The sequence below is a fragment of the Pseudomonas triticicola genome, assembly GCF_019145375.1.
Taxonomy (GTDB): Bacteria; Pseudomonadota; Gammaproteobacteria; order Pseudomonadales; family Pseudomonadaceae; genus Aquipseudomonas; species Aquipseudomonas triticicola.
In genome coordinates this window covers 262098-287965 of record NZ_JAHSTX010000001.1, presented here as the reverse complement: position 1 = coordinate 287965, position 25868 = coordinate 262098, and the positions used below count along the sequence as shown (strand labels likewise).

The following is a 25868-nucleotide window of genomic DNA, read 5'->3' as shown; positions in this document are numbered from 1 at the left end:
TCCGTGTAACAGCTGAATCAGTTGAAACCGCTGGTGGAAATAAAGTCGACGTCGGTTTTCGGCTCGGCACGCATCAGTAGACCGATGACCTGCTCCAGCGTGCGTCCTTCGAACAGGATCGCGTGCAGCCCGGCGACCAGCGGCATGTACACGCCGACTTCCTGGGACTTGGCCTTGAGCACCTTGAGGGTGTTGACCCCTTCGGCGACCTCGCCAAGACGCGACACCGCTTCGTCGAGGCTCAAACCCTGACCGAGGGCGAAGCCGACCTGATAGTTGCGGCTCTTGGGTGACGAACAGGTGACGATCAGATCGCCAACCCCGGCCAGACCGAGGAAGGTCATCGGGTTGGCGCCTTGATTCACCGCAAAGCGGGTCATCTCGGCCAAGGCGCGGGTGATCAGCATGCTCTTGGTGTTCTCACCCATTTCCAGCGCCACCGCCATGCCGGCGATGATCGCGTAAACGTTTTTCAACGCACCGCCCAGCTCGACACCGAAACGGTCGGCGCTGGCGTAAACGCGGAAGGTGCGCCCGTGCAGGGCGGCTTGCACCGCTTTGCACAGTTCTTCGTCTTCACTGGCGACCACCGTGGCGGTCAGTGCGTGCTCGGCAATTTCCCGCGCCAGGTTCGGCCCGGACAACACGCCGATGCGCGCCTGCGGGGCGATCTCTTCGAGAATCTGGCTCATCAGCTTGAAGGTCTGCGCTTCGATGCCTTTGGTCAGGCTGACCAGCATCTTGCCGCTCAAACGCTCGGCGTGGGCGGCGAGTACCGTGCGCAAGGCGCTGGATGGCAGCGCGACAAAGCACAGATCGCAGGCATCGAGAGTGGTTTGCAGGTCGGTGACAGCAGTCACGCCCGGGAGAATCTTGATGCCTTTGAGATAACGCGGGTTTTCGCGATTGACCCGGATGGCCTCGGCCTGCTCGGGGTCACGCATCCACTGAAGGACTTGATGGCCGTTCTCGGCCAGCAGATTGGCCACGGCGGTACCAAAACTTCCGCCTCCCAGGACCGCAATCGGGCGCTGTTCAGTCATATGCAATCCGTTAATCCATACCAGTGGCGATGCCGGGCATTATACGGGGCGACCCGGTGGCGGCCAGCCCCAGCAACAATTACCGACATTTGTAGGAAGAAGACCAATAAAACCTAGGAAAATGCCTGCAACGTCACTGGAAAAGTCGCCGCCCTCGGTTAACATGCGCGCCAATTCTTCTCTCTGCAGGCTGTGTCGTGTTTTCTGGCCCTCCTCCCCCGCGCTCGCCGCTGCTCCTGGCGCTGCTGTTCAGCCCGCTAGTGCTGGCGGACGACCTGTTCGTCGACAGCCAGACGCTGCCGCAGGTGCTGACGGCCACGCGACTGAAGCAGACGCCGGCGGAAGTGCCCGGAAGCATGACCGTTCTCGATAGCGAACTGATCAGCGCCAGCGGTGCCCGCGACATCAGCGAATTGCTGCGACTGGTACCCGGGATGATGGTCGGCAGCATCAACGGCAATCAGCCGGCGGTGAATTACCACGGCACCAACGCCAGCGAAGCACGGCGCATGCAGGTGTTGATCGATGGCCGCTCGGTGTACCGCGCCGGCCTGGCGACGGTGGACTGGAGCGATATCCCGGTAGCGATGGAAGACATCGAGCGGATCGAGGTGTTTCGCGGCCCGAACACGGTCAGCTACGGTGCCAACGCGCTGATGGCGGTGATCAACATCATCACCCGCCACCCGGCCGACAGCCATGGCACGCGTTTGAAGATCACTCGCGGCCAGCGTGGCATCAACGACTTTTATGCCAGTCAGGGCACCGGTTGGGATGGCGGCGATCTGCGCCTGTCGCTGTCCGGCCAGGAAGACGACGGTTTCGACAGCGACCGTAACGGCGCCGATTATCGCGACAGTCGGCGCTTGAATCGTCTGAGTCTGGCGGTCAGCCATGATCTCAATGAAGATCAAAGCCTCGACTGGCAGCTCAACGCCAAGGACGGTAGCAATCAGCGGCCTTATACCTACCGCCCGGTGTTCTCGGGGATTACCGACGCCGGGAACAATTCCGACGTGGTGGCCAAGGATTACGCCGGTTCGGTGCGCTGGAACCTCGATATCAACCCCGAACACAGCCTTTATGTGCAAGGTTCGGCGCAGCACTGGGATCGCCAGCAAGTCTGGCGCGCCTGCGATGCCGAGGTGTCGTTCAGCCCCGAGCTGGCGCAGTTGTGGCAGCTCAACCCGAATTACACCGAACGGCTGGCGCGCAACATCAACCAGTTCACCGGCCCCGGCGCGGCACCCGGCACGCCGCAGGAAATGGCGCTGGCCAATCAGGTGCTCGAGCAATGGCGCAACGGCGCCAGTCAGACCTTATGCGGCGATATCGACCAGAGCGCCCGCGAATCGCGCTACGACCTCGAGCTGCAGGACACCCTCAGCCTGTCCGACAGCCTGCGCCTGGTCAGCGGCCTGAATTACCGCTACGACCGCGCCGATTCCGAGACCTATTTCAACGGCACCCTTGACGACACCACCTGGCGCGCCTTCGGCCAACTGGAATGGCGCGCCACCGAGCACTGGCTGGTGCAGGGCGGGGCGATGTTCGAGGACACGCAACTGATCGGCAGTTCGCTGACCCCGCGCTTCGCGGTCAACTACCTGATCAACCCGCGTCACGGCCTGCGCGCGGTGTACTCAGAGGCGATCCGCTCGCCGGACATGTTCGAGAACAACGTCAACTGGAGCTATCAGGTCAACAACCTGCGACCCTCGGCCTACGGCCAGTCGTCGGCGCGCTATTTCGTCAAGACCCGTGGCCCCGGCGATCTCGATCAGGAACACATGCGTTCTCGCGAGTTGGGCTACAACGGTTACTTCGCCGAGCTCGGGCTGGCCGTGGACGTGAAGCTGTTCTACGACGAAATCACCGGGATGATCAGCGAACCGCTGCGCAACAACCAGTACATCGCCAGCAACGCCAACAGCTCGCGCTTTCGCGGCACCGAAACGCAACTCGACTGGCGCCTTAGCAGCGCCGACCGCTTGCGTTTGACCTACGCCTTCGTCGACGCCGAGGCGAGCAATCCGCTGGACCAACAGTTCACCTCGCGCAACAGCGGTTCCGCCGGTTGGTTGCACAACTGGGGGCATGGCTGGAACAGCGCCCTCTTCTATTACGGCGACAACGCGCTCAACGGCTATCGCTTCGAACGCGTCGACACGCGCATCGCCAAACGCATCGCCATTGGCAAAGCTCAGCTGCAATTGGCCGGCGTGCTGCAACAGCGCCTCGACCATCAGCCGAACACCTTCGTCGACAATAATTACGATGAACGCCGGGTGATGTATTTCAGTGCCGAGCTGGAGTTCTAGGATGCGCACCGGCCCGTCACGGAAGACGCCCACCCTGGGCCACTGGCTGGCCGGGCTCTGCCTGTTCATGACCGCGTGGCTGCACGGCGTCGCGGTGCAGGCGGCGGATATTCTGTTGACCGGCGCCGAGGAAAGCCCCGGCGTGCAGGCCTTCGTGCAAGCGCTGAGTGAACTGCGCCCGACCGACAATGTGCGGTTTCAGCCGCTGGCCAGTTTGCCGGCTCCGGGCAAACTGCCAGCCAGTCTGCGCTTGATCCTGCTCGATCTGCCCAGCCTCGACTGGCGTCTGCAAGACTCACAAGGCCCGTCGACGCTGGTGTTGCGCATCAGCCGCTTGCAGGCGCGCCAGCGTTTCGCCGATGCCCAACCGGCGCGCCTGAGCCTGCTCTGGAGCGACCCGCCGCTGAGCCGGCAACTGCAACTGATCCGGCGGATCTTGCCGCAGGCGCGGCGGGTCGGCGTGCTGTTTGATGAGCACGGCGAATTCCTCATTGACGAATTGCGCGCGGCTGCACGGCCGTTGAACCTGGAGATTGTCAGCCAGCGCTGGGACAACATCCACGACAGCCGTCCGCTGCAAGCGGTGCTGAAAAGCAGCGACGTCTTGCTCGGCCTGGATGACCCCGATCTGTACAACTCGCAAACGGCGAAAAACCTCCTGCTCAGCAGCTACTCGCGGCAGGTTGCGCTGATCGGCCCCAACATTGCATTCGTTCGCGCTGGCAGCCTCGCCAGTACCTACAGCGACCAGAGCGACTGGCTGGCGGTCCTCGACCATTTGCTCGATCAGCCCACCAGCGCATGGCCGCGAACGCTTTACCCCGCTCGTTTCAAAGTCTCAAGTAATGCGCAGGTGGCTCGTTCCTTAGGCATCGAACCGCTGAATGAAGCATCTGTCGCCAGTGCCTTGGCCGAAGGAGAGCGCCGCCCATGAATTTCCGTCGCCGTTGGGACATCAACACCCGCACGCAGCTGATCAGCCTCGGGCCGGCGCTGTTGCTGACGTTGCTGTTGATCAGCTTCTTTACCTTCGTGCGCATCCAGGATTTGCGCCAGGAGCTGAACCACACCGGCCAACTGATCGCCAACCAACTCGCCCCGGCCACGGAATACGGGGTGATCTCCGGCAACAACGAAGTGCTGGAAAGCCTGCTCAAGGCGACACTGGCCACGCCCAACGTGCGTTTTCTCGAAGTGCAGGACAGCGCCAACCGGATTCTGGTGTATGTCGAACAACCGGCTGATAGCCACAGCCGCCCGCATCAGGTTGAAGTGTTCCAAGCGCCGGTGCGCTTGCAGCGGATCGCCCTGCACAATGATTTTTTCCAGGACGGCAAGGTCAGCAACAGCGCTGCCGGCGAGGATTATCTGGGGCGAGTGATCGTCGGCCTGTCCAACGATGCGTTCAGTCAGCGCCAGCAGGAGATCCTGTTCAAGGCCGGAATTCTCGCGCTGTTCGCCCTGCTCTTCACTTTTGTCGTCGCCCGTCGTCTGGCCGGCAGTCTGTCGCAGCCGATCCGCGACATCGGCGATGCGGTCAAGGCGATTCAGGAAGGCGATTACAAAACCCCGCTGCCGATTGTCGATGACACTGAACTGGGTGCGCTGTCGCAACACATCAATAACCTCGCCCAGGCGCTGGAACAGGCCAGCCGCGAACAGCAGCAGGCGATGGCGCAACTGATCCAGACCCGCGAGGAAGCAGAAAAGGCCAACAACGCCAAATCGGATTTCCTGGCGATGATGAGCCATGAGCTGCGCACGCCCATGAACGGTGTGCTGGGCATGTTGCAATTGCTCGAAACCACCGAGATGACCGAGGAGCAGGTCGAATACGCCGCGCTCGCTTCGGAGTCCACCGAGCATTTGCTCAAGGTCATCAATGACATTCTCGACTTCTCGCGGATCGAACGTTCGGAGCTGGAGCTGGAGCACATCCCGTTTAACCTCGCCGAGCTGATCGGCGCCTGCGCCCAGTCGTTCCAGCACAGCGCGGTGCAGCGAGGCCTGGCGCTGAATCTGCGCATTCCCGACGATATGCGCGGCTTGCAGGTGCAGGGCGATCCGACACGGATCCGGCAGATTCTGGTCAATCTGGTCGGCAACGCCTTGAAGTTCACCGAGCAGGGCCGGGTCAGCATCGAGGCGCAATGGCAGTCGCTGGATCACGAACTACTGTGGTTCACCTGCTCGGTGCGCGACAGCGGCATCGGCATTTCTTCTCAGAGTCTGGAGCTGATGTTCAATGCCTTCCAGCAAGCCGACAGCTCGATCTCCCGCCGTTATGGTGGCACCGGTCTCGGTCTGCCGATCGCGCGGACTTTGGCCGAACGCATGGGCGGCACCCTGCGCGCGCAGAGTGAGGAAGGACGCGGTTCGGTGTTCACTCTGGAAATTCCGTTGGCGCTATATAAGCAGGCAATGCCAGCGCTGGCTACGCCGCGTGCGTTGAACGGCATCGGTCAGGGCGAAGGACGCCATGTGCTGCTGGTCGAAGACAACCCGGTCAACCAGACCGTGATCGAGGCGATGTTGCGCAGTCTCGGCTTCGCGGTCAGCGTGGCGACCGATGGCGCGCAGGCGGTACGCAGTGCCGAGGACGGCGAATTCGAAGTGATTCTGATGGACTGCCGCCTGCCAATCATCGACGGCTACGAGGCCACGCGGCAGATCCGCGACCTCCCCGGACGCCGCGATGTGCCGATCATCGCGCTGACCGCCAACGCCTTGCAGGGCGATCGCGAAACCTGTCTGGCAGCGGGGATGAACGATTACCTGGCCAAGCCGTTCAAACGCAATGACCTGCAGCAGATTTTGCAGCGCTGGGTGTCGTAGTGTGGGCCTTTCGACCATCTGCGACTGGCGTGAAAAGCGAAAGTGCGGCAGTCTTAGGCACCCGAACGAGCCCCAAAAGGGGCTTGATTAAAAATTTCAGTGCACAAGTGTACATTCATGTCCTTGGTGCTGTGACTTTCACCACAACGCAATAGTCTATGAGTAGGCTGCCGGTTCGAGGCATGAATGCCTTGAACGGTCGGGAAGATCTGCCCCACCTGCCGCATGGGATTATTGAGGAGCTCGCATGACCAAACAAAACGCCTTTACTCGGGAAGACCTGCTGCGCTGCAGTCGCGGTGAGCTGTTCGGCCCAGGTAACGCGCAACTGCCCGCCCCGAACATGCTGATGGTGGATCGCATCACCCATATCAGCGAAGAAGGCGGCAAGTACGGCAAAGGTGAATTGGTCGCCGAGCTGGATATCAACCCTGACCTGTGGTTCTTCGCCTGCCATTTCGAAGGCGATCCGGTGATGCCGGGCTGCCTGGGTCTGGATGCCATGTGGCAACTGGTCGGTTTCTTCCTGGGCTGGCAAGGCCTGCCGGGCCGCGGCCGTGCGCTGGGTTCGGGCGAAGTGAAATTCTTCGGTCAGGTGCTGCCGACCGCGAAGAAAGTCACTTACAACATTCATATCAAACGCGTCCTCAAGGGCAAGCTGAACATGGCCATCGCCGATGGTTCGGTCAGTGTCGACGGACGCGAAATCTACACCGCCGAAGGCCTGCGCGTCGGCGTGTTCACCTCCACTGACAACTTCTAAGGGTTATTCGCATGCGCCGCGTCGTTATCACTGGTCTGGGCATCGTTTCGTGCCTGGGCAATGACAAAGAGACCGTCTCCGCTAACCTGCGTGCAAGCCGCCCTGGCATCCGGTTCAACCCGGAATATGCTGAAATGGGTCTGCGTAGCCAGGTTTCCGGCTCCATCGACCTCAACCTTGAAGAGCTGATCGATCGCAAGATCTATCGCTTCGTCGGCCATGCAGCGGCTTACGCCTACCTGGCCATGAAAGACGCCATCACTGACTCCGGCCTGACGGAAGAGCAGGTGTCCAATCCGCGCACCGGCCTGATCGCCGGCTCCGGCGGTGCCTCCACGCTGAACCAGATGGAAGCGCTCGACATCCTCCGTGAGAAAGGCGTGAAGCGCGTCGGCCCGTACCGCGTCACGCGGACCATGAGCAGCACCGTTTCCGCTTGCCTGGCCACGCCGTTCAAGATCAAGGGCCTGAACTACTCCATCGCTTCTGCCTGCGCCACCAGTGCTCACTGCATCGGTACCGCCATGGAACAGATCCAGATGGGCAAGCAGGACATCGTCTTCGCCGGTGGCGGTGAAGAAGAGCACTGGAGCCAGTCGTTCCTGTTCGACGCGATGGGCGCTCTGTCCAGCAAGCGCAACGACACGCCGGAACAAGCTTCCCGCGCCTACGACAAGGACCGCGACGGTTTCGTCATCGCTGGCGGCGGCGGCATGGTTGTCGTTGAAGAGCTGGAACACGCTCTGGCCCGTGGCGCGAAGATCTACGCCGAGATCGTTGGCTACGGCGCAACGTCCGATGGCTACGACATGGTTGCCCCGAGCGGCGAAGGCGCGATCCGCTGCATGCAACAGGCGCTGTCCACCGTCGACACCCCGATCGACTACCTGAACACCCACGGCACTTCGACTCCGGTCGGCGACGTCGCGGAAATGAAAGGTGTGCGTGAAGTGTTCGGCGACAAGGCTCCAGCGATCAGCTCGACTAAGAGCCTGTCCGGTCACTCCCTGGGCGCCGCCGGCGTGCACGAAGCGATCTATTGCATGCTGATGATGGAAGGCAACTTCATCGCCGGCTCCGCCAACATCGACGAGCTCGACCCGGAAGTGGCCGATCTGCCGGTGCTGACCAAGACCCGCGAGAACGCCACCATCAACACCGTGATGAGCAACAGCTTCGGCTTTGGCGGCACCAACGCCACGCTGGTGCTGAAGCGCTGGGAAGGCAAGTAATTCCCCGCTGCTGAGCCACACATGAAAACGCCCCGACTGGTTCGGGGCGTTTTTTTTGGCCTGCAGAAAATAGCAGGTACACCGCAAAACCCTGTGGGAGCGAGCCTGCTCGCGAAGGCGATACTCCAGTCACCCTATCGTCGTCTGACTCACCGAATTCGCGAGCAGGCTCGCTCCCACAGTTGGTTTCCGGGGTGTCGGGAGATGAAACTTCTGTCATGAAACTTACTACCCTGCGACCGAATGTCGCGGCTTACGCGGCCTCCAGCTTTGTTGCGAAATCCGCAACAACACCTTGCGCCAATTGGCGGTTTACTTAGCTGACTAACAAATCCTATAACAGAGTCCTGCACACGCCTTGGTGCAGTAACTTGAGATTTGGAGCTAGCAGATGACTGTAAAAGTAACTGAACGCGACGATTCACACATGTCCCACGAAGGCTTGGCCGCCGGCATCCGTATCTGGGATGTGCATCAACAAGACTTGCTGGTCGGCATGTTCCACAACGAAATAGATGCCCATAACTACAAGGCCGAACTGGAAGTGCAGGAACAGCAAAGAGAACTGAAGTCCGCCTGAAACAACACAGCATTTGAAAACGACAAACCCCGCCATGAGCGGGGTTCGTCGTTGTTACAGCCGTGGATTTACCACATCAGATCGTCAGGGATCTGGTACGCCGCGTACGGATCGTCCTCAGCGCTGACCTCTTCGGTCTGCACGTTGAGCTGGACGATGCGCTGCGGGTCGCGCTCCTGGATCTTCAGCGCCGCTTCACGGGGAATCACTTCATAGCCGCCGTTGTGGTGCACGATCGCCAGCGAACCGCTGCTGAGCTTGTTGCGCATCAGCGTGTTGACCGAGATGCGCTTGACCTTCTTGTCGTCGACGAAGTTGTAGTAGTCCTCAGTGGTCAGCTTGGGCAGACGCGAGACTTCGATCAACTGCTTGACCTGCGCGGCGCGGGCCTTGGCCTCGGCCTTCTCCTGCTGCTGACGGTTCAGCTCCTGGTCGCGCTTGACCTTCTCGGCCATGGCTTCCTGGGCGGCGCGCCGCTGCGAATCGTCCAGCTCGGCCTGGCCTTTGTGGGCCAGCCGCTGTTGCTTCTGCTTGTCTTTGCTGACCTGCTTGGCCTGCTTTTGGTTGACCAGGCCTGCTTTGAGCAACTGGTCGCGAAGGGAAAGGCTCATCAATGCTTACTCACTTGGGCAACGGCTCAGCCGCAGCTGGGCTCATTCTTTTCCTGGCGTTTGGCTTCGCCCCAAAGGGCGTCCAACTCTTCGAGGGTGCAATCTTCCATGGGACGGTGGGTGTCGCGCAATGCCTGTTCGATAAAACGGAAACGTCTTTCAAACTTGCCATTGGCGCCGCGCAAGGCGGTTTCCGGATCGACCTTCAGATGCCGGGCCAGATTGACCACGGAAAACAGCAGATCGCCGATCTCGTCGGCCACCGCCACAGGATCATTTTCCGACATGGCTTCGAGCACTTCATCGAGCTCTTCACGCACCTTGTCGAGCACCGGCAAAGCATCCGGCCAGTCGAAACCGACCTGCCCGGCGCGCTTCTGCAACTTGGCTGAGCGCGACAGTGCCGGCAAGGTGGCCGGCACGTCGTCGAGCAAGGACAACTGCTCGGGCGCCGAGGCTTTCTCGGCGCGCTCTTCGGCCTTGATCTCTTCCCAGCGCTGCTTGACCTGCTCTTCGCTCAAGCGCGGCACGTCGAGCGGCGCGTACAGGTCGCCCGTCGGGAACACATGCGGATGACGGCGGATCAGTTTGCGCGTGATGCTGTCGATCACCCCGGCGAATTCGAACCGCCCCTCTTCCTTGGCCAACTGGCTGTAATACACCACCTGAAACAGCAGATCACCCAACTCGCCCTGCAAGTGATCGAGATCGCCACGCTCGATGGCATCGGCCACTTCGTAGGCTTCTTCGAGGGTGTGCGGGACGATGGTCGCGTAGGTTTGCTTGATGTCCCACGGACAGCCGAACTGCGGATCGCGCAGGCGGGACATCAGGTGGAGCAGGTCTTCAAGGCTGTACATCATTTTTCTGTCTCACCACGAAACCATTGTGGGAGCGAGCCTGCTCGCGAAAGCGCTGTGTCTGCAACAAAGATGTCGACTGACACGCCCTCTTCGCGAGCAGGCTCGCTCCCACAGGGAACAATCAATTGCATCACGGGGTACGGTTACGCCGAGTTTCGATGATGTTCGGCAATTGCGAAATCCGCCCCAGCAGCCGCCCGAGCGCATCCAGACCGGGGATCTCGATGGTCAGCGACATCAGCGCGGTGTTGTCTTCCTTGTTCGAGCGGGTGTTGACCGCCAGCACGTTGATGCGCTCGTTGAGCAGCACCTGCGAGACGTCACGCAGCAGGCCGGAACGGTCGTAGGCGCGGATGATGATGTCCACCGGATAGGTGAGCACCGGCACCGGCCCCCAGCTGACCTGAATGATCCGTTCCGGCTCGCGCCCGCCCAGTTGCAGCACCGAGGCGCAATCCTGGCGGTGAATGCTCACGCCACGGCCCTGAGTGATGTAACCGACAATCGCATCGCCCGGCAGCGGCTGGCAGCAGCCGGCCATCTGCGTCATCAGGTTGCCGACGCCCTGGATCTGGATATCGCCGCGCTTGCCCGGCTTGTAACCGGTGGCCTTGCGCGGGATCAGTTCCAGTTGCTCGTTGCCACGCTCCGGTTCGACCAATTGCTGCGCAAGGTTGACCAGATGCGCCTGACGCAGATCGCCGGCGCCGAGGGCGGCGAACATGTCTTCGGCGGTTTTCATGTTGGCCTTTTCGGCCAGCTTGTCGAAATCCACCGCCGGCAAACCGAGGCGATTGAGTTCGCGCTCGATCAGGGTTTTACCGGCCGCAACGTTCTGATCGCGAGCCTGCAACTTGAACCAGTGGACGATCTTCGCCCGCGCCCGCGAGGTGGTGACGTAACCGAGGTTCGGGTTCAGCCAGTCGCGGCTCGGCGTGCCGTGCTTGCTGGTGATGATCTCGACCTGCTCGCCGGTCTGCAGGCTGTAGTTCAACGGCACGATACGGCCGTTGATCTTCGCGCCCCGGCAGTTGTGGCCGATTTCGGTGTGCACCCGATAGGCGAAGTCCAGCGGCGTCGCGCCTTTCGGCAAGTCGATGGCGTGCCCGTCGGGAGTGAAGATGTAAACCCGATCAGGCTCGATGTCGACGCGCAGCTGTTCAGCCAGACCGCCGATATCGCCCAGCTCTTCGTGCCATTCAAGCACCTGACGCAGCCAGGAGATTTTCTCTTCGTAATGGTTCGAGCCGGATTTGACGTCGGTGCCCTTGTAGCGCCAGTGCGCGCAGACGCCGAGTTCGGCCTCCTCGTGCATGGAATGGGTGCGGATCTGCACCTCGAGGACCTTGCCTTCCGGGCCGATCACCGCCGTATGCAGCGAGCGGTAGCCGTTCTCTTTCGGGTTGGCGATGTAGTCGTCGAATTCTTTCGGGATGTGCCGCCACAGAGTGTGGACGATACCGAGCGCGGTATAGCAGTCGCGCATTTCCGGCACCAGCACGCGCACCGCGCGAACGTCATAGATCTGGCTGAATTCCAGACCCTTGCGCTGCATTTTGCGCCAGATCGAGTAGATGTGTTTGGCCCGGCCGCTGATGTCGGCGTCGACGCCGGTGGCCTGCAGTTCGTCCTTGAGCTGGGTCATCACGTCGCTGATGAAACGCTCGCGGTCCAGCCGCCGCTCGTGGAGCAACTTGGCAATCTGCTTGTATTGATCGGGTTCGAGATAGCGGAAGGACAAGTCCTCCAGTTCCCATTTGATGTGACCGATGCCGAGGCGATGCGCCAGTGGCGCATAGATGTCGAAGACTTCGCGAGCGACGCGGTTGCGCTTTTCATCGTCGGCGGTTTTCACCGCACGAATGGCGCAGGTGCGTTCGGCCAGTTTGATCAGCGCAACGCGTACATCATCGACCATGGCCACGAGCATCTTGCGCAGGTTTTCGACCTGCCCTTGCGTGCCCATGACCATCGATTGCCGTGGGCTGAGGCTGGCGCTGATGGCCGCCATGCGCTGGACGCCGTCGATCAGCTTGGCCACTACCGGACCGAAGCGCTGGCCGATGGCCGCCAGCTCGATCTGGCCTTCGCGCACGCCGCGATACAACACGGCGGCGACCAGTGAATCCTGATCGAGCTTGAGGTCGGCGAGGATCTCGGCGATCTCAAGGCCCGTGCTGAAACTGCCGGAGCCTTCGGCCCACAGGTTCTTCTTCGCATTGGACTGCTGTTCGGCCTCGCGAGCGAACTCGCAGGCTTCTTTCAAGGCCTCGCGATCCAGTGCCAGATCGACACTGACCGCGTGATCGAGCCAGGCCTCGAGATTGATACTGCCGTCGGTGTTGATCGGCTGGTGTGCTCTCACCTGTACCATGCTGCTTTACCTTCCCTACGACGCAGATTCAATGCGTCAAATCGCTGATCCTCAGTGTCCGTTCGCGCTCGCGGGGCTCAGGCGAGCGCTGCGCGGACAGATCAGACGGATTCAGACGAGCCGTCCTGGCTCGCTTCAAATAACGCCATGGCCTCGACATGTGCCGTCTGAGGAAACATATCGAGAATCCCGGCACGTTTTAACCGGTAGCCCTGCTTGATCAATTCCTGCGTGTCGCGCGCCAGCGTGGCCGGGTTGCACGACACATATACCAACCGCTTGGCACCCAGGGTCGCGAGCTTGCGCACCACCTCGAAAGCACCGTCACGCGGTGGGTCCAAGAGTACCGCAGAAAAGCCGTTTCCGATCCACTGGGCATCGCTCAAAGGCTGGGATAAATCGGCTTGAAAAAACTTTGTGTTATGCAAATTGTTACTGACGGCGTTGGCAGCGGCGCGCTCGACCATGGTCTGCACGCCCTCCACAGCCACCACTTCATGCACGCTTTTGGCCAGCGGTAGCGCAAAATTTCCCAACCCGCAAAACAGGTCGAGCACGCGTTCTTCAGCCGTCGGTTTCAGCCAGTCCAGCGCCTGGGCGATCATCGCTTCGTTGACCCCGGCGTTGACCTGAACGAAGTCACCCGGCCGATAAGCCAGCTCAAGATCCCACTGTTCCAGGCGATAACCGAGGCTCTGACCGGCCTCGACCGGTTGCGGTTCACCTTCGCCATGCAGCCACAACTGCGCCTCGTGGAACTGGCAGAAATCCTTGAGGATGCTCAGATCCGCTTCGGACAACGGCGCCATGTGCCGCAGCAATACCGCCAGTGATGAGCCGCTGAACAGCTCGACATGGCCCAGCGCCTGCGGTTTGCTCAAGCGCCGCAGCATCTCCGGCAAGCGGGTCATGATCGGCTGCAAGGGCTGTACCAGCACCGGGCATTCGCTGATCGCGACGATGTCCTGACTGCCAGCAGCGCGGAAACCCACTTCGAGTTTTTTTGCCTTCATGTCCCAGCGCACGGCGATCCGCGCGCGCCGACGGTAACCGAATTCCGGGCCGGTCAGCGGCGCCGCCCATTCTTCAGGTTCGACACCGGCCACCCGCAACAATTGCTCGGCGAGCATGCGCTGTTTCAGGGCGAGTTGTTCGTCGTGGGGCAAGTGCTGAACGCTGCAACCGCCACAGCGACCAAAGTGCGCGCACGCTGCCGGACGACGCAATTCGCTGGCAGTGAATACCCGTTCGGTGCGCGCCTCGACCACTTTGCCGTGGGCGCCGAGCACCCGTGCTTCGACCTCTTCACCGGCAAGGGCGCCGAGGACGAACCAGGTTTTGCCTTCAAAAAACGCGATACCGCGACCATCATTGGCCAGGCGCTCGATACTCAAGCGCTGCTTTTTACCGGTCGGGATCTGTGGCGCCTTGCTGCCGCCGGTGGGCTGGAAGCGCAGGCCTCTCTCGTGTTTGGCCATCAGTTCGGCGCGTCGAAAATGCCGGTCGACAGGTAACGGTCGCCACGGTCGCAGATGATCGCGACGATCACCGCGTTTTCAACTTCTCTGGACAAGCGCAGCATCGCTGCCACTGCACCGCCCGAGGACACGCCGCAGAAGATGCCTTCTTCGCGGGCCAGGCGCCGGGTAACGTCTTCGGCTTCGCTTTGCGCCATGTCGACGATGCGATCGACGCGGTCAGCCTGATAAATCTTCGGCAGGTATTCCTGCGGCCAGCGGCGGATGCCGGGAATGGCCGAGCCTTCCATCGGTTGCAGGCCGACGATCTGCACGCTGTCGCTCTGCTCTTTGAGGTAGCGCGACACGCCCATGATGGTGCCGGTGGTGCCCATCGAACTGACGAAATGGGTGATGCTGCCCTGGGTCTGACGCCAGATTTCCGGGCCGGTGGTGGTGTAGTGCGCTTCAGGATTGTCGCCATTGGCGAACTGGTCGAGCACCTTGCCACGGCCTTCGGCTTCCATACGCTGGGCCAGATCGCGGGCGCCTTCCATGCCCTCTTCCTGAGTCACCAGAATCAGCTCGGCGCCATACGCGGTCATCGCCGCTTTACGCTCGGCGCTGGAGTTGTCCGGCATGATCAGGATCATCTTGTAACCCTTGATCGCAGCGGCCATCGCCAGCGCGATACCGGTATTCCCGGAGGTCGCCTCGATCAGCGTATCGCCGGGATTGATCTGCCCGCGCAACTCGGCGCGAGTGATCATCGACAACGCCGGGCGGTCCTTGACCGAACCCGCCGGGTTGTTCCCTTCGAGCTTGAGCAAAAGGGTGTTGCTGGTGGCGCCGGGCAGGCGCTGCAAACGCACCAGCGGCGTGTTGCCGACGCAATCGGCGATGGTTGGGTACTGCAAGGTCATGGCGTATTCGCAATCCAGACGTGCGGGGGCGCCTATCATACCGGCAAACCCGCGCAGGCCATATCACGCAAAGTGCGGTGCTTATGGTTTATGGGAATAAAGAACAAAAGTCTCACCAGTGGTGAGACTTTTATTTGCGCAACACTCAGTTCTCGTGGTGCTGCTTGGAATTCGCGAGCAGGCTCGCTCCCACAGGGGATGAATGTTGCTTATGCGATCTGCGGCGAATGCACAGCCATTGTGGGAGCGAGCCTGCTCGCGAAGGCGTCCGCATGGGCGACGCCATCATCCGCCAGCAAGCACAAATTCAACCGCAACCCCGCCCCGGTGTTTTCCGCCCAGAGCAACCCGCCCTGCCGTTGCACCGCGTTGCGGGCAATGCTCAAGCCCAAGCCAAAGCCACCATCCCCGGGCCTTGATCCGTCCAATCGAATGAACGGCGAAAAGATTCGCTGCAGATCTTCGTCAGCCACGCCGCCGCCCTGATCCTCCAGCCACAAATGCCAATACTCGCCATCGCGCCGTGCATCGAGCCGCACGATGCCGCCCTCGGAAGAGTGACGAATGGCGTTGCGCAGGATGTTTTCCAGCGCCTGCGCCAGGGTATTGAGGTTGCCGCGCACCCAGCACGATGCCTCGACCGAGCATTGCAGTTGCAGACTCGGCCAGCCGCTTTCATAGCAGGCGTTGTCGGTGAGCATTTCCCACAGCGCCTGAATCTGGATCGCTTCATCGGGCAACGGCGAGCGGTCGGTGTCGAGCCAGGCCAGTTGCAGGGTGTCTTCGACCAAACGTTGCATGCCGTCGACCTCGCGGCCGATGCGCTCGCGCAATTGCGCCAGGCCCTGTTCGCTTTCGCTGGCCACGCGCAGGCGGCTCAGCGGCGTGCGCAGTTCGTGAGACAGGTCGCGCAACAACTGCTGTTGCAGGGCGACTGTGCTTTGCAGGCGCTCGGACATGGAATCGAAGGCCCGCGCCAGCTCACCGAGTTCATCCGGGCGCTGGGTGATGCCGCTCGACAGGCGCACATTCAACTGGTCGGCGCGCCAGGCGTTGGCCTGTTCGCGCAGGTTGTTCAGCGGGACCACCAACAGGCGATACAGGCCGACGCAGAGCAACAGAGTGAACAGCCCGGGAATCACACCGTTGGTGATCACCCGCCAGAACACCCGGTACTTGCCCGGGACAAAACGCTCGGGCAATTCAATGACGAGAATGCCGACGGTCGGATCCTGGGGGAACGGCACCCGCAACCAAGGCCGGCCCTTCTTGTGGATCGGCCAGTCGAGGCCGCGCAGGAAAGTCAGGTGCTGCACCTCCGCGGCGTTCAACGGCTGGCTGCTCAGCGACTGCAAATCAGCACCGATCACACCGACCCAACTGGCCTCGCGCAACTCCATGCTCTGCAACCAGTCATCGACGCCATTGCGCCCGCCGCGCTGCCACGCCTGTTCGGCTTGCGCGGCGTAACGGCTGAGGGTGCTGCGCGCGTCACTGGAAAGGAACTGATTGCGCTCCTCCATGTAGCGGCCCCACGACCAGCTCAACCAGATCATCAGCAGACAGAACGCTACCAGCAGGCATGCCAGTTTCCAGAACAGCGAATGCCGCCCCGGCAATTCAGACAGTTTCATCGGCGCCGCTCAAGACGTAGCCCTTGCCCCACACCGTGCGCACTTCGCGCTCGGTGTAACCGATGGCTTTGAGTTTGCGGCGGATCTGGCTGATGTGCATGTCGAGGCTGCGGTCGTGCGCCGCAAAGCCGCGTTGCAGGACGTGCTGATAAAGAAAGGCCTTGCTCAGCACTTCCTCGTTGTTGCGGTGCAGGGTTTCCAGCAGACGGAATTCGCTGCGGGTCAGCCCGGCTGCTTGCTCGCCGAAGAACACGTCGCATTGTTGTTCATCGAAACGCAGGGCTCCACCGACCTGCGCAGCGGCCACGGCAGGCGGGCGCCGATCCAGTGCCACTCGCCGCAGGATCGCTTCGATGCGCACATGCAACTCGGCCATGCTGAACGGCTTGGGCAAATAGTCATCGGCGCCGAGGCGGAAACCGCTGATGCGATCGGCCTCGGCGCCCAGCGCCGACATCAGCAATACCGGTGTCGAGTGGCTCTGGCGCAGTTGCGTCAACAGCTTCAGACCATCGAGCCCCGGCAGCAGAATATCCATCAGCACCACGTCGAAAGGCTGACGCTGGGCGATGTTCAGACCTTCCTGGCCGTTCTGGCACCAGGTCACCTGAAAACCGCTGCGGCCCAGATGCTCGTGCACATACGCGCCGAGGACCGGATCGTCTTCAATGGAAAGGATGCGTGGCTGGCCAACGGAAACAGGAGTCATGAGTATCTGCAAGTAATTCTCAGTTGGCGGATTATTCAAGATTGTCCGACAGCGGGCAACACAAGCTTGGCCTGTCGGACGAACGAGTGCGTGGGCGGCGCTGCATTTTCCGCAAGATTGCCCGCCTGCAAATCGCTACACTGCGCCCATGTCGCGTGCCGGATGCACGCATGTGTCAACAGATCAGCGGGATGCGGGAGATAGGCGTGCTCAAGAAACTGGGAATCAAAGGTCGCGTGCTGTTGCTGACCTTGTTGCCGACCAGCCTGATGGCGCTGGTGCTGGGTGGCTATTTCACCTGGACGCAGCAGACCGACCTGCACAGCCAATTGATGCAGCGCGGCGAAATGATCGCCGAGCAACTGGCGCCGCTGGTGGCGCCGGCAATGGGTCACGGCGACGCCGATCTGCTTGAACGCATCGCCACCCAGTCCCTTGAACAACCCGACGTGCGCGCGGTGACTTTCCTCGCGGCGGACCGCTCGCCACTGGCCCACGCCGGCCCGACCATGCTCAATCAGGCACCAAGCGGCGACAGCGCGCTGCTGCAACGACGCAGCGGCAATGATGCGACGCGCTACCTGATGCCGGTGTTCGGCAAGCACCGCAACCTCGCCGGCGAAATCATTCCCGAAGAATCCGAACGCCTGCTCGGCTGGGTCGAGCTGGAGCTGTCGCACAACGGCATGTTGCTGCGCGGCTATCGCAGCCTGTTCGCCAGCCTGCTGCTGATCGCCGCCGGACTTGCCGGCGCCGCCCTCCTCGCATTGCGCATGGGCCGCACCATCAATCGTCCGCTGAGCCAGATCAAACAAGCAGTTGCGCAACTCAAGGACGGTCATCTGGAAACCCGCTTGCCGCCCCTCGGCAGTCAGGAACTGGATGAATTGGCCTCCGGCATCAACCGCATGGCCGGCACCCTGCAAAACGCCCGTGAAGAATTGCAGCACAGCGTCGATCAGGCCACCGAAGACGTGCGGCAGAACCTGGAAACCATCGAGATCCAGAACATCGAACTGGACCTGGCACGCAAAGAAGCGCTGGAAGCCAGCCGGATCAAATCCGAATTCCTCGCCAACATGAGCCACGAGATCCGCACGCCGCTCAACGGCATTCTGGGCTTCACTCACCTTTTGCAGAAAAGCGAACTGACCCCGCGCCAGCTCGACTATCTGGGCACCATCGAAAAGTCCGCCGACAGCCTGTTGGGAATCATCAACGAGATTCTCGACTTCTCGAAAATCGAGGCCGGCAAACTGGTACTCGATCACATTCCGTTCAACCTGCGCGACCTGCTGCAAGACACCCTGACCATTCTCGCCCCGGCCGCGCACGCCAAGCAGCTCGAGCTGGTCAGCCTGGTCTATCGCGATACGCCGCTGTCGCTGGTCGGCGATCCGCTGCGCTTGAAGCAGATCCTCACCAATCTGGTCAGCAACGCGATCAAGTTCACCCGCGAAGGCACCATCGTCGCCCGGGCGATGCTCGAAGAGGAACACGAAGACAGCGTGCAACTGCGCATCAGCATTCAGGACACCGGCATCGGTCTGTCGAGTCAGGATGTCCGCGCGCTGTTTCAGGCTTTCAGCCAGGCCGACAATTCGCTGTCGCGCCAACCCGGCGGAACCGGGCTGGGGCTGGTGATTTCCAAGCGCCTGATCGAGCAGATGGGCGGCGAGATCGGCGTCGACAGCACGCCGGGCGAAGGTTCGGAATTCTGGATCAGCCTGAGCCTGCCCAAGACCCGCGACGATGCCGAAGACCTGCCCGCCGCGCCGCTGCTCGGGCGCCGTGTGGCGGTGCTGGAAAATCACGAACTGGCGCGTCAGGCCTTGCAACATCAGCTGGAAGACTGCGGACTGCAAGTTACGCCGTTCAATACTCTGGAGAGCCTGAGCAATGGCGTCACCGGCGCGCATCAGACCGATCAGGCGATCGATCTGGCAGTGATCGGCATCACCAGCAACGACATGCTCCCGGAACGCTTGAACCAGCACATCTGGGACCTCGAACACCTGGGCTGCAAAGTGCTGGTGCTGTGCCCGACCACCGAGCAGACGCTGTTTCACCTGTCGGTGCCCAACCCGCACAGCCAGCTGCAAGCCAAACCGGCGTGTACGCGCAAATTGCGCCGGGCGCTGTCCGATCTGGTCAATCCGCGCCAGACCCGCAGCGAACCGGGCGAACCGCTGTCCAGCCGTGCGCCGCGCGTGCTGTGTGTCGACGACAACCCGGCCAATCTGTTGCTGGTGCAGACCCTGCTCGAAGACATGGGCGCCCGCGTGCTCGCGGTCGAAAGCGGTTACGCGGCCGTCAAAGCCGTGCAGAGCGAATCTTTCGATCTGGTGTTGATGGACGTGCAGATGCCAGGCATGGATGGCCGCCAGACCACTGAAACCATTCGCCAGTGGGAAAGCGAGCGGCATTGCACGCCGCTGCCGATCGTCGCCCTCACGGCCCACGCCATGGCCAATGAAAAACGCGCGCTGCTGCAAAGCGGCATGGATGACTACCTGACCAAACCGATCAGCGAGCGGCAACTGGCGCAGGTGGTGTTGAAGTGGACCGGACTGGCGCTGCGCAATCAGGCACCGGAGCGCAGCGGCGACAGCACGGGGAGTCAGCAGGAACTGCCGGTGCTCGATCACGAAGAAGGCTTGCGTCTGGCGGCCGGTAAGGCGGATCTGGCGGCGGACATGCTCGCTATGCTGCTGGCGTCGCTGGAAGCCGACCGCGAAGCGATACGCGCAGCGCGTGACAGCCACGACCAGAATGCCCTGCTCGAACGCGTGCACCGCTTGCATGGCGCGACCCGTTATTGCGGCGTGCCACAACTGCGCGCCGCCTGCCAGCGCAGCGAAACCCTGCTCAAGCAGGACGATCCGAAAGCCGCCGCCGCACTGGATGAACTGGAGCGCTCGATCAATCGACTCGCGGCGCAGGCGCGCATCAGCGCCTGATCCACGGCAAGGCACGGCGCGCGCAAAGCGCTACAGTTGTCGCGGGCCATTGCGGCCCGCGTCGATGTTCCAGGAGGATTCATGCGCACGATCATTTTCAGTAGCCAGACCTACGACCGCGACAGCTTCCTCGCCGCCGACTGCCCGGCCGGGCTTGAACTGCATTTTCAAGCGGCGCGGCTCAGCCTCGATACGGCGGCGCTGGCCGAGCAACACGAAGTGGTCTGCGCGTTCATCAATGACGACCTCAGCGCCCCGGTGCTCGAACGCCTTGCTGCCGGGGGCACGCGGCTGATTGCCCTGCGTTCGGCGGGTTACAACCACGTCGATTTGCCCGCGGCGAAACGCCTCGGTCTGGCCGTCGTGCGTGTGCCGGCCTACTCACCGCATGCCGTGGCGGAACATGCGGTGGCGCTGATCCTCGCCCTCAATCGTCGCTTGCATCGCGCCTACAACCGCACCCGCGAAGGCGATTTCAGCCTGCATGGCCTGACCGGTTTCGATCTGGTCGGCAAGACCGTCGGCATCGTCGGCACCGGACAGATCGGCGCAACGTTCGCGAAAATCATGCACGGCTTCGGCTGTGAACTGCTCGCTTACGATCCGTATCCCAATCCCGAGGTGCTGGCGTTGGGCGCACGTTATCTGAGCCTGCCAGAGTTGCTCGCGCAATCACGGATCATCAGCCTGCATTGCCCGCTCAACGAGCAGAGCAAGCACCTGATCAATCGCGACTCACTGGCGCAGATGCAGGCCGGGGCGATGCTGATCAACACCGGGCGTGGCGGGCTGGTGGACACGCCAGCGCTGATCGACGCGCTCAAGGACGGCCAACTCGGTTATCTGGGGCTGGATGTTTACGAGGAAGAGGCGCAGCTGTTTTTCGAGGATCGCTCCGACCTGCCGTTGCAGGATGATGTGTTGGCGCGTCTGCTGACGTTTCCCAACGTGATCATCACCGCGCATCAGGCGTTTCTGACCCGCGAGGCGCTGGGCGCGATTGCCGCGACCACCCTGCACAACATCGCGACCTGGGCGGCAGGTGCGCCGCAGAACCAGGTCGAGGGTTGAACGGTTTTACTTGGACAGCGAAGACGCCAGGATCAGCAAGACCAGCCAGCCGAAACCGAGCAGGCGCTGCTTGCTTGAATGGCCGTTGCGCAGCAGGAACCAGACGAAAAACGCCGGTAGCAGAAACACCATGATTTTCAGCCAGCCCTCCACCGGGCGGCTGCCATCGGCGTTGAGCGGTTGTTGTTCCTGGCGTGCCTGTTCCGCAGCCTGCTGACGACGTCGGCGCCCCGCCGCTGCCGGCATCACTTTGGGTAAAGGCTCGGACACTGGCGGCGCAACCGCCTCGGGCACTGCGTTGTTGCGTGGCAGGCTGCCGAAGGAAATCGTCGAGGCTTGCACCGGTGTCGCCGTCGATTGCGCCTGCATGGCGGCATGTTCGGCCATCGGCGCGCCGCAGTGAATGCACACCAGCGCTTCGGAACTGATGCTCCGCTTGCATTCATAACATTCGATCAGCGCCATGTTCCGTTCCTTCAGATTCGGGGGCCGGCAGTTTGCCATGACTGTCGCTGCATTTGAACCGGATCGAAGGTCGCACGCGTGCATCATTCTGCAATCGAGCCCGTGCTAGCATGTCGCGCATATTTGGAGGACCCATGGTCGAACACGATTTCCGCTACACCCTGATGAACCCGCAACACACCCTCACCGAATGCCGCGCCCTGGTTCCGGGCCGCTATCAGGTGACCGGCAACGGTGGCTCGATCCGTATCGGCGATGCCCTGTTGGTCACGCTCAAAGGCAGCAAGGATTTGTCCATGCGCCTGACCGTCGAGACGGTGCGCCACCTGATCAATCCGCCAGGCCAATGGACCGCGATGACCACAGGCCCGGTGTTCGGCGAACTGGCCATTCACACCTGGCAGGTCAACTGCGACAGCTGCGCGAAAGAGCTGAGCTTCGAATTCGCCGTGGACGCCAAACTCGGCAAGACCGCCGAGAAACCTGCCGCCACCGCGCGCATCGCCGAGCTGGGCTGGAAAGCCGTCGGCGACAAGCACCTGTGCCCGAAATGCCAGGAGCCTGCGTGATGAAACGCCTCGCCCTGACCGCACTGATCGGTGTCGGCCTGGTCGGTTGCGCCGCAGAGCCGGTGCAACTGCAGCACAACCGCAGCTACATTCTGGAATGGATCGGCGAGCGGCCACTGATGGATTACAGCCATCTGACCATGACCCTCGGCGATGACGGCCGCGCCTACGGCAACGGCGGCTGCAACCATTGGTTCGCGCCGTACACGCAGGACGGCGACAAGCTGAGCTTCGGCAAGATCGGCAAGACCCGCAAGCTCTGCGCCCCGGCGCTGATGGAGCAGGAACAACGCTTCTTGCAGGCGCTGGAAAAAGTCGAGCGCTGGGACATTTCGCCGATCGAGCAGGTTCGCTTTTGGCCGGCTGAAGGCAAACCGTTGCGCTGGTGGCTGGAAGAGGGTTGATCGCTTGAATCGCCAAGCCCCTCACCCTAGCCGTCTCCCATAGTGAGAGGGGACTGATTGGGGGATATTGAAGAGTTACGTCGACGTGGAAATCTTCGCCGAATCCATAATCGACTGGATCCTGTATGACGGGTCCATAATCAACTCGGTGTCTCAGGTCGACGTATGACGAAAGACACCTCGGTCGGCCCCCTCTCCCTCCGGGAGAGGGCTGGGGTGAGGGGCTTCTGGCGGTTTACTGCGTAGCCTGCAACGACTCCAGTTTGGCCATCACCCCCGCCGCCGTCTGCTCACCCAGCAACTGCTCACGCACCTTGCCCTTGTCATCGATGATGAACGTCACCGGCAGCGCCTCACTGCGCGGCAGGTCGAACAGCTCGGCCGGATCCTGCGCGAGCACGGTGAACTTGATGCCGAGTTTTTCGCTCGCCTCTTTCAGCTCCGCGCCCTGCACGTTGTCGAAGTTGACCCCGAACACCCCGACATTCCTGCTCTTGAGCTCATCAGCCAAATGATTCAGTTCAGGAATTTCCGTGCGGCACGGGCCACACCATTCGGCCCAGTAGTTAAGCACCACCCATTGTTTGTCCAGACGTTCGGACGCTACCTTCTGGCCGTTCTGGTCGATGCCGTAATCATTGCCGCAGCCCCCCAGCATCAACGCCCCAAGAATCGTCAATGCCGCTGCCAATCGCCGTGTCATGTCGTGTTCCTTGTGAAAATTCGAAAGCGCCTGCGACCCATCGCCTCTGACGGTTCTGGATTGCGCGCCGCACAGTTAGAATAGCCGCCACTTTACGCCAGAAGCGACCCGCCATGACCGATCTGACGCTTTATCACAATCCGCGCTGCTCGAAATCCCGCGGCGCGCTGGAACTGCTCGAAGCCCGCGGCTTGACTCCGACTGTCGTGCGCTACCTGGAAACGCCGCTCAGCGCCGCGCAGATCAAGGCCCTGCTCGGCAAGCTCGGGATCAGCGCGCGGCAGCTGCTGCGCAGCGGTGAAGAGGAATACAAAACCCTGAACCTGGCCGACGCCAGCCTCAGCGAGCAGCAGCTGATCGACGCCATCGCCGCACACCCGAAACTCATGGAGCGGCCGATTCTGGAAGTCGGCGACAAGGCCGTCATCGGTCGCCCGCCGGAAAACGTGCTGGAGTTGTTGCCATGAGCACGCCGTACATTCTGGTTCTCTATTACAGCCGCAACGGTTCGACCAACGAGATGGCCCGGCAGATCGCCCGTGGTATCGAGCAGGCCGGCATGGAAGCGCGTCTGCGCACGGTGCCGGCGATTTCCACTGAGTGCGAAGCGGTGGCGGCGGAGATTCCCGCTGAAGGCGCGCTTTATGCCAGCCTCGATGATCTGAAGAACTGCGCCGGCCTCGCCCTGGGCAGTCCGACGCGTTTCGGCAACATGGCTGCGCCGCTCAAGTACTTCCTCGACGGCACCAGCAACCTCTGGCTGACTGGCGCGCTGGTCGGCAAACCGGCCGGCGTGTTCACCTCCACTGCCAGTCTGCACGGCGGTCAGGAAACCACGCTGCTGTCGATGATGTTGCCGCTGCTGCACCACGGCATGTTGATTACGGGTCTGCCCTACAGCGAATCGGCCCTGCTCGAAACCGAGGGTGGCGGCACGCCTTATGGCGCCAGCCATCACGCCGGTGCCGACGGCAAGAACGGTCTCGACCAGCACGAAGTGGCGCTGTGTCGCGCACTCGGTCTGCGCCTGGCGAAAACCGCGCAGAAACTGGTGGGCTGATGGCGAAGAAGCCGAAAGTCCTGCCCTCAATAGAGTGGCTTGAGCCACGGGTCAAGGCGATGCGCGTGCTCAGCCTGCTGAGCTTTTTCGCCCTCGCCGGTTTGCTGGCGGCTTATTACCTGGTGTTCGCCGACCTGCATGGCGCGCGGCCGTGGGTGATTCTGCTGGTCGAGCTGATCCCGTGGCTGGTCCTCGCCCCGGCGATGATCATGGGCAGCGCCCGTGGCCATTCGTGGATGTGTTTTGTGGTGAACCTGTATTTCATCAAAGGCGCCCTGGCGGCGTACGACCCCAACCGGCAGCTGTTCGGCCTGCTGGAAATGGCCGCGAGCCTGGCGGTGTTCTGCTCGGCGCTGTTGTATGTGCGCTGGCGCTATCAGTTGAATCGCAAATTGGCTGGCGAAGGCGAGATCAGCGTCGCCTGAACAACCGCTTTCGCGAGCAGGCTCGCTCCCACAGGGAATGCATTCCAGGGGTGGGAGCGAGCCTGCTCGCGAATGCAGCGACGCGGTTTTAATGGTTGACGGTATAGGCGAGCATCATCGAAATCTGGCTCATCGGCCGTCCGCCGCTCTGTTCGTGCCATTGGTTGAACGCGTTTTGCACCGTCGCCAGATCACGCAGGCTGGTCGGCACTTTGTCGACGATCTTCTGCGCATTCAGCGCCGCGACCACGTCGTAGCTCGGCACGAACGTGTCCTTGCCGACCATGCGCAAAAAGCGTGGCGCCGACAGCCCGCCGAGTTGGTGGCCGTGCTTTTTCAGGTAGGTCCACAGGCCGACGATATCGGTCACCGGCCAGTCGGCGATCAGCGCGCCGAAGCTGCCCTTGTCCTTTTCCACATCGAGAATGAACTGCGCATTGCGCGGCACGCTTTTCAGCTTGCCGAGGTGGCGGATGATCCGCGCGTCCTGCATCAGGCGCTCAAGGTGTTCGGCGCTCATCAGCACGACTTTTTCCGGATCGAACTTGAAGAATACCTCTTCGAACGCCGGCCATTTGGCGTCGACCAGACTGTGCTTGAGCCCGGCGCGAAAAACCCGCAGGGCCATGGTCGAGAGGTAGCGGTCGTCGCGGATCTTGCGCAGCTGTGCGGGGGTCTTGGGAACGGGCAGATGGGCTTCCAGTTCAGCCGCCGAACCGAAACGGTTCAGACAGTATTCGTGCAGCCACTTGTAATCGCGCATGCCCTCTCCTGAGGTTTGGAAATGAATAACACCTGCAGAAGCACGCCCCTGTGGCGAGGGGATTCATCCCCGCTGGGCTGCGCAGCAGACCCCGAGATTTTGG

24 protein-coding genes are annotated in these 25868 nt (G+C 61.7%); 13 read left to right on the top strand and 11 right to left on the bottom strand.

All coding sequences use genetic code 11. The features are described 5' to 3' along the window. Positions 1 to 17: 17 nt before the first annotated feature. Entirely contained in the window at positions 18 to 1043 is a 1026-nt protein-coding gene (locus tag KVG85_RS01300) for an NAD(P)H-dependent glycerol-3-phosphate dehydrogenase (RefSeq protein ID WP_217862792.1), read from the bottom strand. A gap of 197 nt (positions 1044 to 1240) precedes the next feature. Between KVG85_RS01300 and KVG85_RS01295 the strand changes: the two genes are divergently transcribed. From KVG85_RS01295 to KVG85_RS01270, 6 genes are all read left to right on the top strand, one after another. Beyond that, positions 1241 to 3364 (top strand): TonB-dependent receptor plug domain-containing protein, encoded by a 2124-nt coding sequence (locus tag KVG85_RS01295; protein ID WP_217862791.1) that lies wholly within the window; start codon positions 1241 to 1243, stop codon positions 3362 to 3364. Between the two features lies 1 nt (position 3365). Next, positions 3366 to 4298: an ABC transporter substrate-binding protein gene (locus KVG85_RS01290; protein ID WP_217862790.1), complete on the top strand. Its 933-nt coding sequence runs from the start codon at positions 3366 to 3368 to the stop codon at positions 4296 to 4298. After that, on the top strand, positions 4295 to 6199 hold the full coding sequence (locus KVG85_RS01285) for an ATP-binding protein (RefSeq protein WP_217862789.1): 1905 nt from the start codon (positions 4295 to 4297) through the stop codon (positions 6197 to 6199). Before KVG85_RS01290 ends, KVG85_RS01285 begins: the two co-directional genes overlap by 4 nt. A 247-nt stretch (positions 6200 to 6446) precedes the next feature. Continuing rightward, entirely contained in the window at positions 6447 to 6962 is a 516-nt protein-coding gene (gene fabA, locus KVG85_RS01280; protein ID WP_024013962.1) for a 3-hydroxyacyl-[acyl-carrier-protein] dehydratase FabA, read from the top strand. 11 nt (positions 6963 to 6973) lie between these two features. Next, positions 6974 to 8194 (top strand): beta-ketoacyl-ACP synthase I, encoded by a 1221-nt coding sequence (gene fabB / locus KVG85_RS01275; RefSeq protein ID WP_016773647.1) that lies wholly within the window; start codon positions 6974 to 6976, stop codon positions 8192 to 8194. A 391-nt stretch (positions 8195 to 8585) separates the two neighbouring features. Beyond that, positions 8586 to 8774: a hypothetical protein gene (locus tag KVG85_RS01270; protein ID WP_016773646.1), complete on the top strand. Its 189-nt coding sequence runs from the start codon at positions 8586 to 8588 to the stop codon at positions 8772 to 8774. Between the two features lie 68 nt (positions 8775 to 8842). Here KVG85_RS01270 and KVG85_RS01265 read toward each other — a convergent pair whose 3' ends face one another. The 7 genes from KVG85_RS01265 to KVG85_RS01235 all read right to left on the bottom strand — a co-directional run bounded on the left by KVG85_RS01265 (position 8843) and on the right by KVG85_RS01235 (position 17345). Continuing rightward, on the bottom strand, positions 8843 to 9385 hold the full coding sequence (locus KVG85_RS01265) for a DUF2058 domain-containing protein (RefSeq protein ID WP_217862788.1): 543 nt from the start codon (positions 9383 to 9385) through the stop codon (positions 8843 to 8845). Positions 9386 to 9411: 26 nt separating this feature from the next. Then, entirely contained in the window at positions 9412 to 10245 is an 834-nt protein-coding gene (gene mazG, locus KVG85_RS01260) for a nucleoside triphosphate pyrophosphohydrolase (RefSeq protein ID WP_024013963.1), read from the bottom strand. Between the two features lie 133 nt (positions 10246 to 10378). Then, the gene (relA, locus tag KVG85_RS01255) at positions 10379 to 12622 is read right to left on the bottom strand and encodes a GTP diphosphokinase (protein ID WP_041479585.1); all 2244 of its coding nucleotides are present in this window, start codon (positions 12620 to 12622) and stop codon (positions 10379 to 10381) included. A 101-nt stretch (positions 12623 to 12723) separates the two neighbouring features. Further along, complete coding sequence (rlmD, locus tag KVG85_RS01250) at positions 12724 to 14100, bottom strand: 23S rRNA (uracil(1939)-C(5))-methyltransferase RlmD (protein WP_217862787.1); 1377 nt, start codon at positions 14098 to 14100, stop codon at positions 12724 to 12726. After that, positions 14100 to 15002: a cysteine synthase CysM gene (cysM, locus tag KVG85_RS01245; RefSeq protein ID WP_041479583.1), complete on the bottom strand. Its 903-nt coding sequence runs from the start codon at positions 15000 to 15002 to the stop codon at positions 14100 to 14102. The genes rlmD and cysM overlap by 1 nt, the downstream gene beginning before the upstream one ends. A 209-nt stretch (positions 15003 to 15211) precedes the next feature. After that, positions 15212 to 16636: a sensor histidine kinase gene (locus KVG85_RS01240; protein ID WP_217862786.1), complete on the bottom strand. Its 1425-nt coding sequence runs from the start codon at positions 16634 to 16636 to the stop codon at positions 15212 to 15214. Next, a complete protein-coding gene (locus KVG85_RS01235; RefSeq protein WP_217862785.1) occupies positions 16623 to 17345 on the bottom strand; it encodes a response regulator transcription factor in 723 nt (240 codons plus the stop codon). Before KVG85_RS01235 ends, KVG85_RS01240 begins: the two co-directional genes overlap by 14 nt. 206 nt (positions 17346 to 17551) lie before the next feature. On the opposite strand from KVG85_RS01235, the gene KVG85_RS01230 reads away from it, so the two are divergent. Both KVG85_RS01230 and KVG85_RS01225 read left to right on the top strand, forming a co-directional pair. Next, positions 17552 to 20305, top strand: a complete 2754-nt coding sequence (locus tag KVG85_RS01230; protein WP_217862784.1) for a response regulator — start codon at positions 17552 to 17554, stop codon at positions 20303 to 20305. Positions 20306 to 20386: 81 nt separating this feature from the next. After that, positions 20387 to 21376, top strand: coding sequence for a 2-hydroxyacid dehydrogenase (locus KVG85_RS01225; RefSeq protein ID WP_217862783.1), 990 nt, complete (start codon positions 20387 to 20389; stop codon positions 21374 to 21376). Positions 21377 to 21382: 6 nt separating this feature from the next. On the opposite strand, the gene KVG85_RS01220 is transcribed toward KVG85_RS01225, so the two are convergent. Next, positions 21383 to 21841, bottom strand: a complete 459-nt coding sequence (locus KVG85_RS01220) for a hypothetical protein (protein WP_217862782.1) — start codon at positions 21839 to 21841, stop codon at positions 21383 to 21385. A gap of 134 nt (positions 21842 to 21975) precedes the next feature. Between KVG85_RS01220 and KVG85_RS01215 the strand changes: the two genes are divergently transcribed. Both KVG85_RS01215 and KVG85_RS01210 read left to right on the top strand, forming a co-directional pair. Further along, positions 21976 to 22410 carry a hypothetical protein gene (locus KVG85_RS01215; RefSeq protein WP_038367468.1) on the top strand — a complete coding sequence of 145 codons (435 nt, stop codon included), beginning with the start codon at positions 21976 to 21978 and terminating at the stop codon, positions 22408 to 22410. Next, positions 22410 to 22814 carry an META domain-containing protein gene (locus tag KVG85_RS01210; protein WP_217862781.1) on the top strand — a complete coding sequence of 135 codons (405 nt, stop codon included), beginning with the start codon at positions 22410 to 22412 and terminating at the stop codon, positions 22812 to 22814. The genes KVG85_RS01215 and KVG85_RS01210 overlap by 1 nt, the downstream gene beginning before the upstream one ends. Before the next feature lie 235 nt (positions 22815 to 23049). Here KVG85_RS01210 and KVG85_RS01205 read toward each other — a convergent pair whose 3' ends face one another. Continuing rightward, positions 23050 to 23517, bottom strand: coding sequence for a TlpA disulfide reductase family protein (locus KVG85_RS01205; protein WP_217862780.1), 468 nt, complete (start codon positions 23515 to 23517; stop codon positions 23050 to 23052). Positions 23518 to 23630: 113 nt separating this feature from the next. On the opposite strand from KVG85_RS01205, the gene arsC reads away from it, so the two are divergent. Genes arsC through KVG85_RS01190 form a run of 3 tightly spaced genes read left to right on the top strand, consistent with a single transcriptional unit; the run spans position 23631 to position 25002 of the window. Next, positions 23631 to 23984 carry an arsenate reductase (glutaredoxin) gene (arsC, locus tag KVG85_RS01200; RefSeq protein ID WP_130911305.1) on the top strand — a complete coding sequence of 118 codons (354 nt, stop codon included), beginning with the start codon at positions 23631 to 23633 and terminating at the stop codon, positions 23982 to 23984. After that, on the top strand, positions 23981 to 24577 hold the full coding sequence (gene wrbA / locus KVG85_RS01195) for an NAD(P)H:quinone oxidoreductase (protein ID WP_041479575.1): 597 nt from the start codon (positions 23981 to 23983) through the stop codon (positions 24575 to 24577). Before arsC ends, wrbA begins: the two co-directional genes overlap by 4 nt. Continuing rightward, complete coding sequence (locus KVG85_RS01190) at positions 24577 to 25002, top strand: DUF2069 domain-containing protein (RefSeq protein ID WP_024013974.1); 426 nt, start codon at positions 24577 to 24579, stop codon at positions 25000 to 25002. Before wrbA ends, KVG85_RS01190 begins: the two co-directional genes overlap by 1 nt. A gap of 88 nt (positions 25003 to 25090) precedes the next feature. Here the strand turns inward: KVG85_RS01190 and KVG85_RS01185 are convergent, their stop codons facing one another. After that, positions 25091 to 25765 carry a DNA-3-methyladenine glycosylase I gene (locus tag KVG85_RS01185; RefSeq protein ID WP_217862779.1) on the bottom strand — a complete coding sequence of 225 codons (675 nt, stop codon included), beginning with the start codon at positions 25763 to 25765 and terminating at the stop codon, positions 25091 to 25093. Between the last annotated feature and the right edge of the window lie 103 nt (positions 25766 to 25868).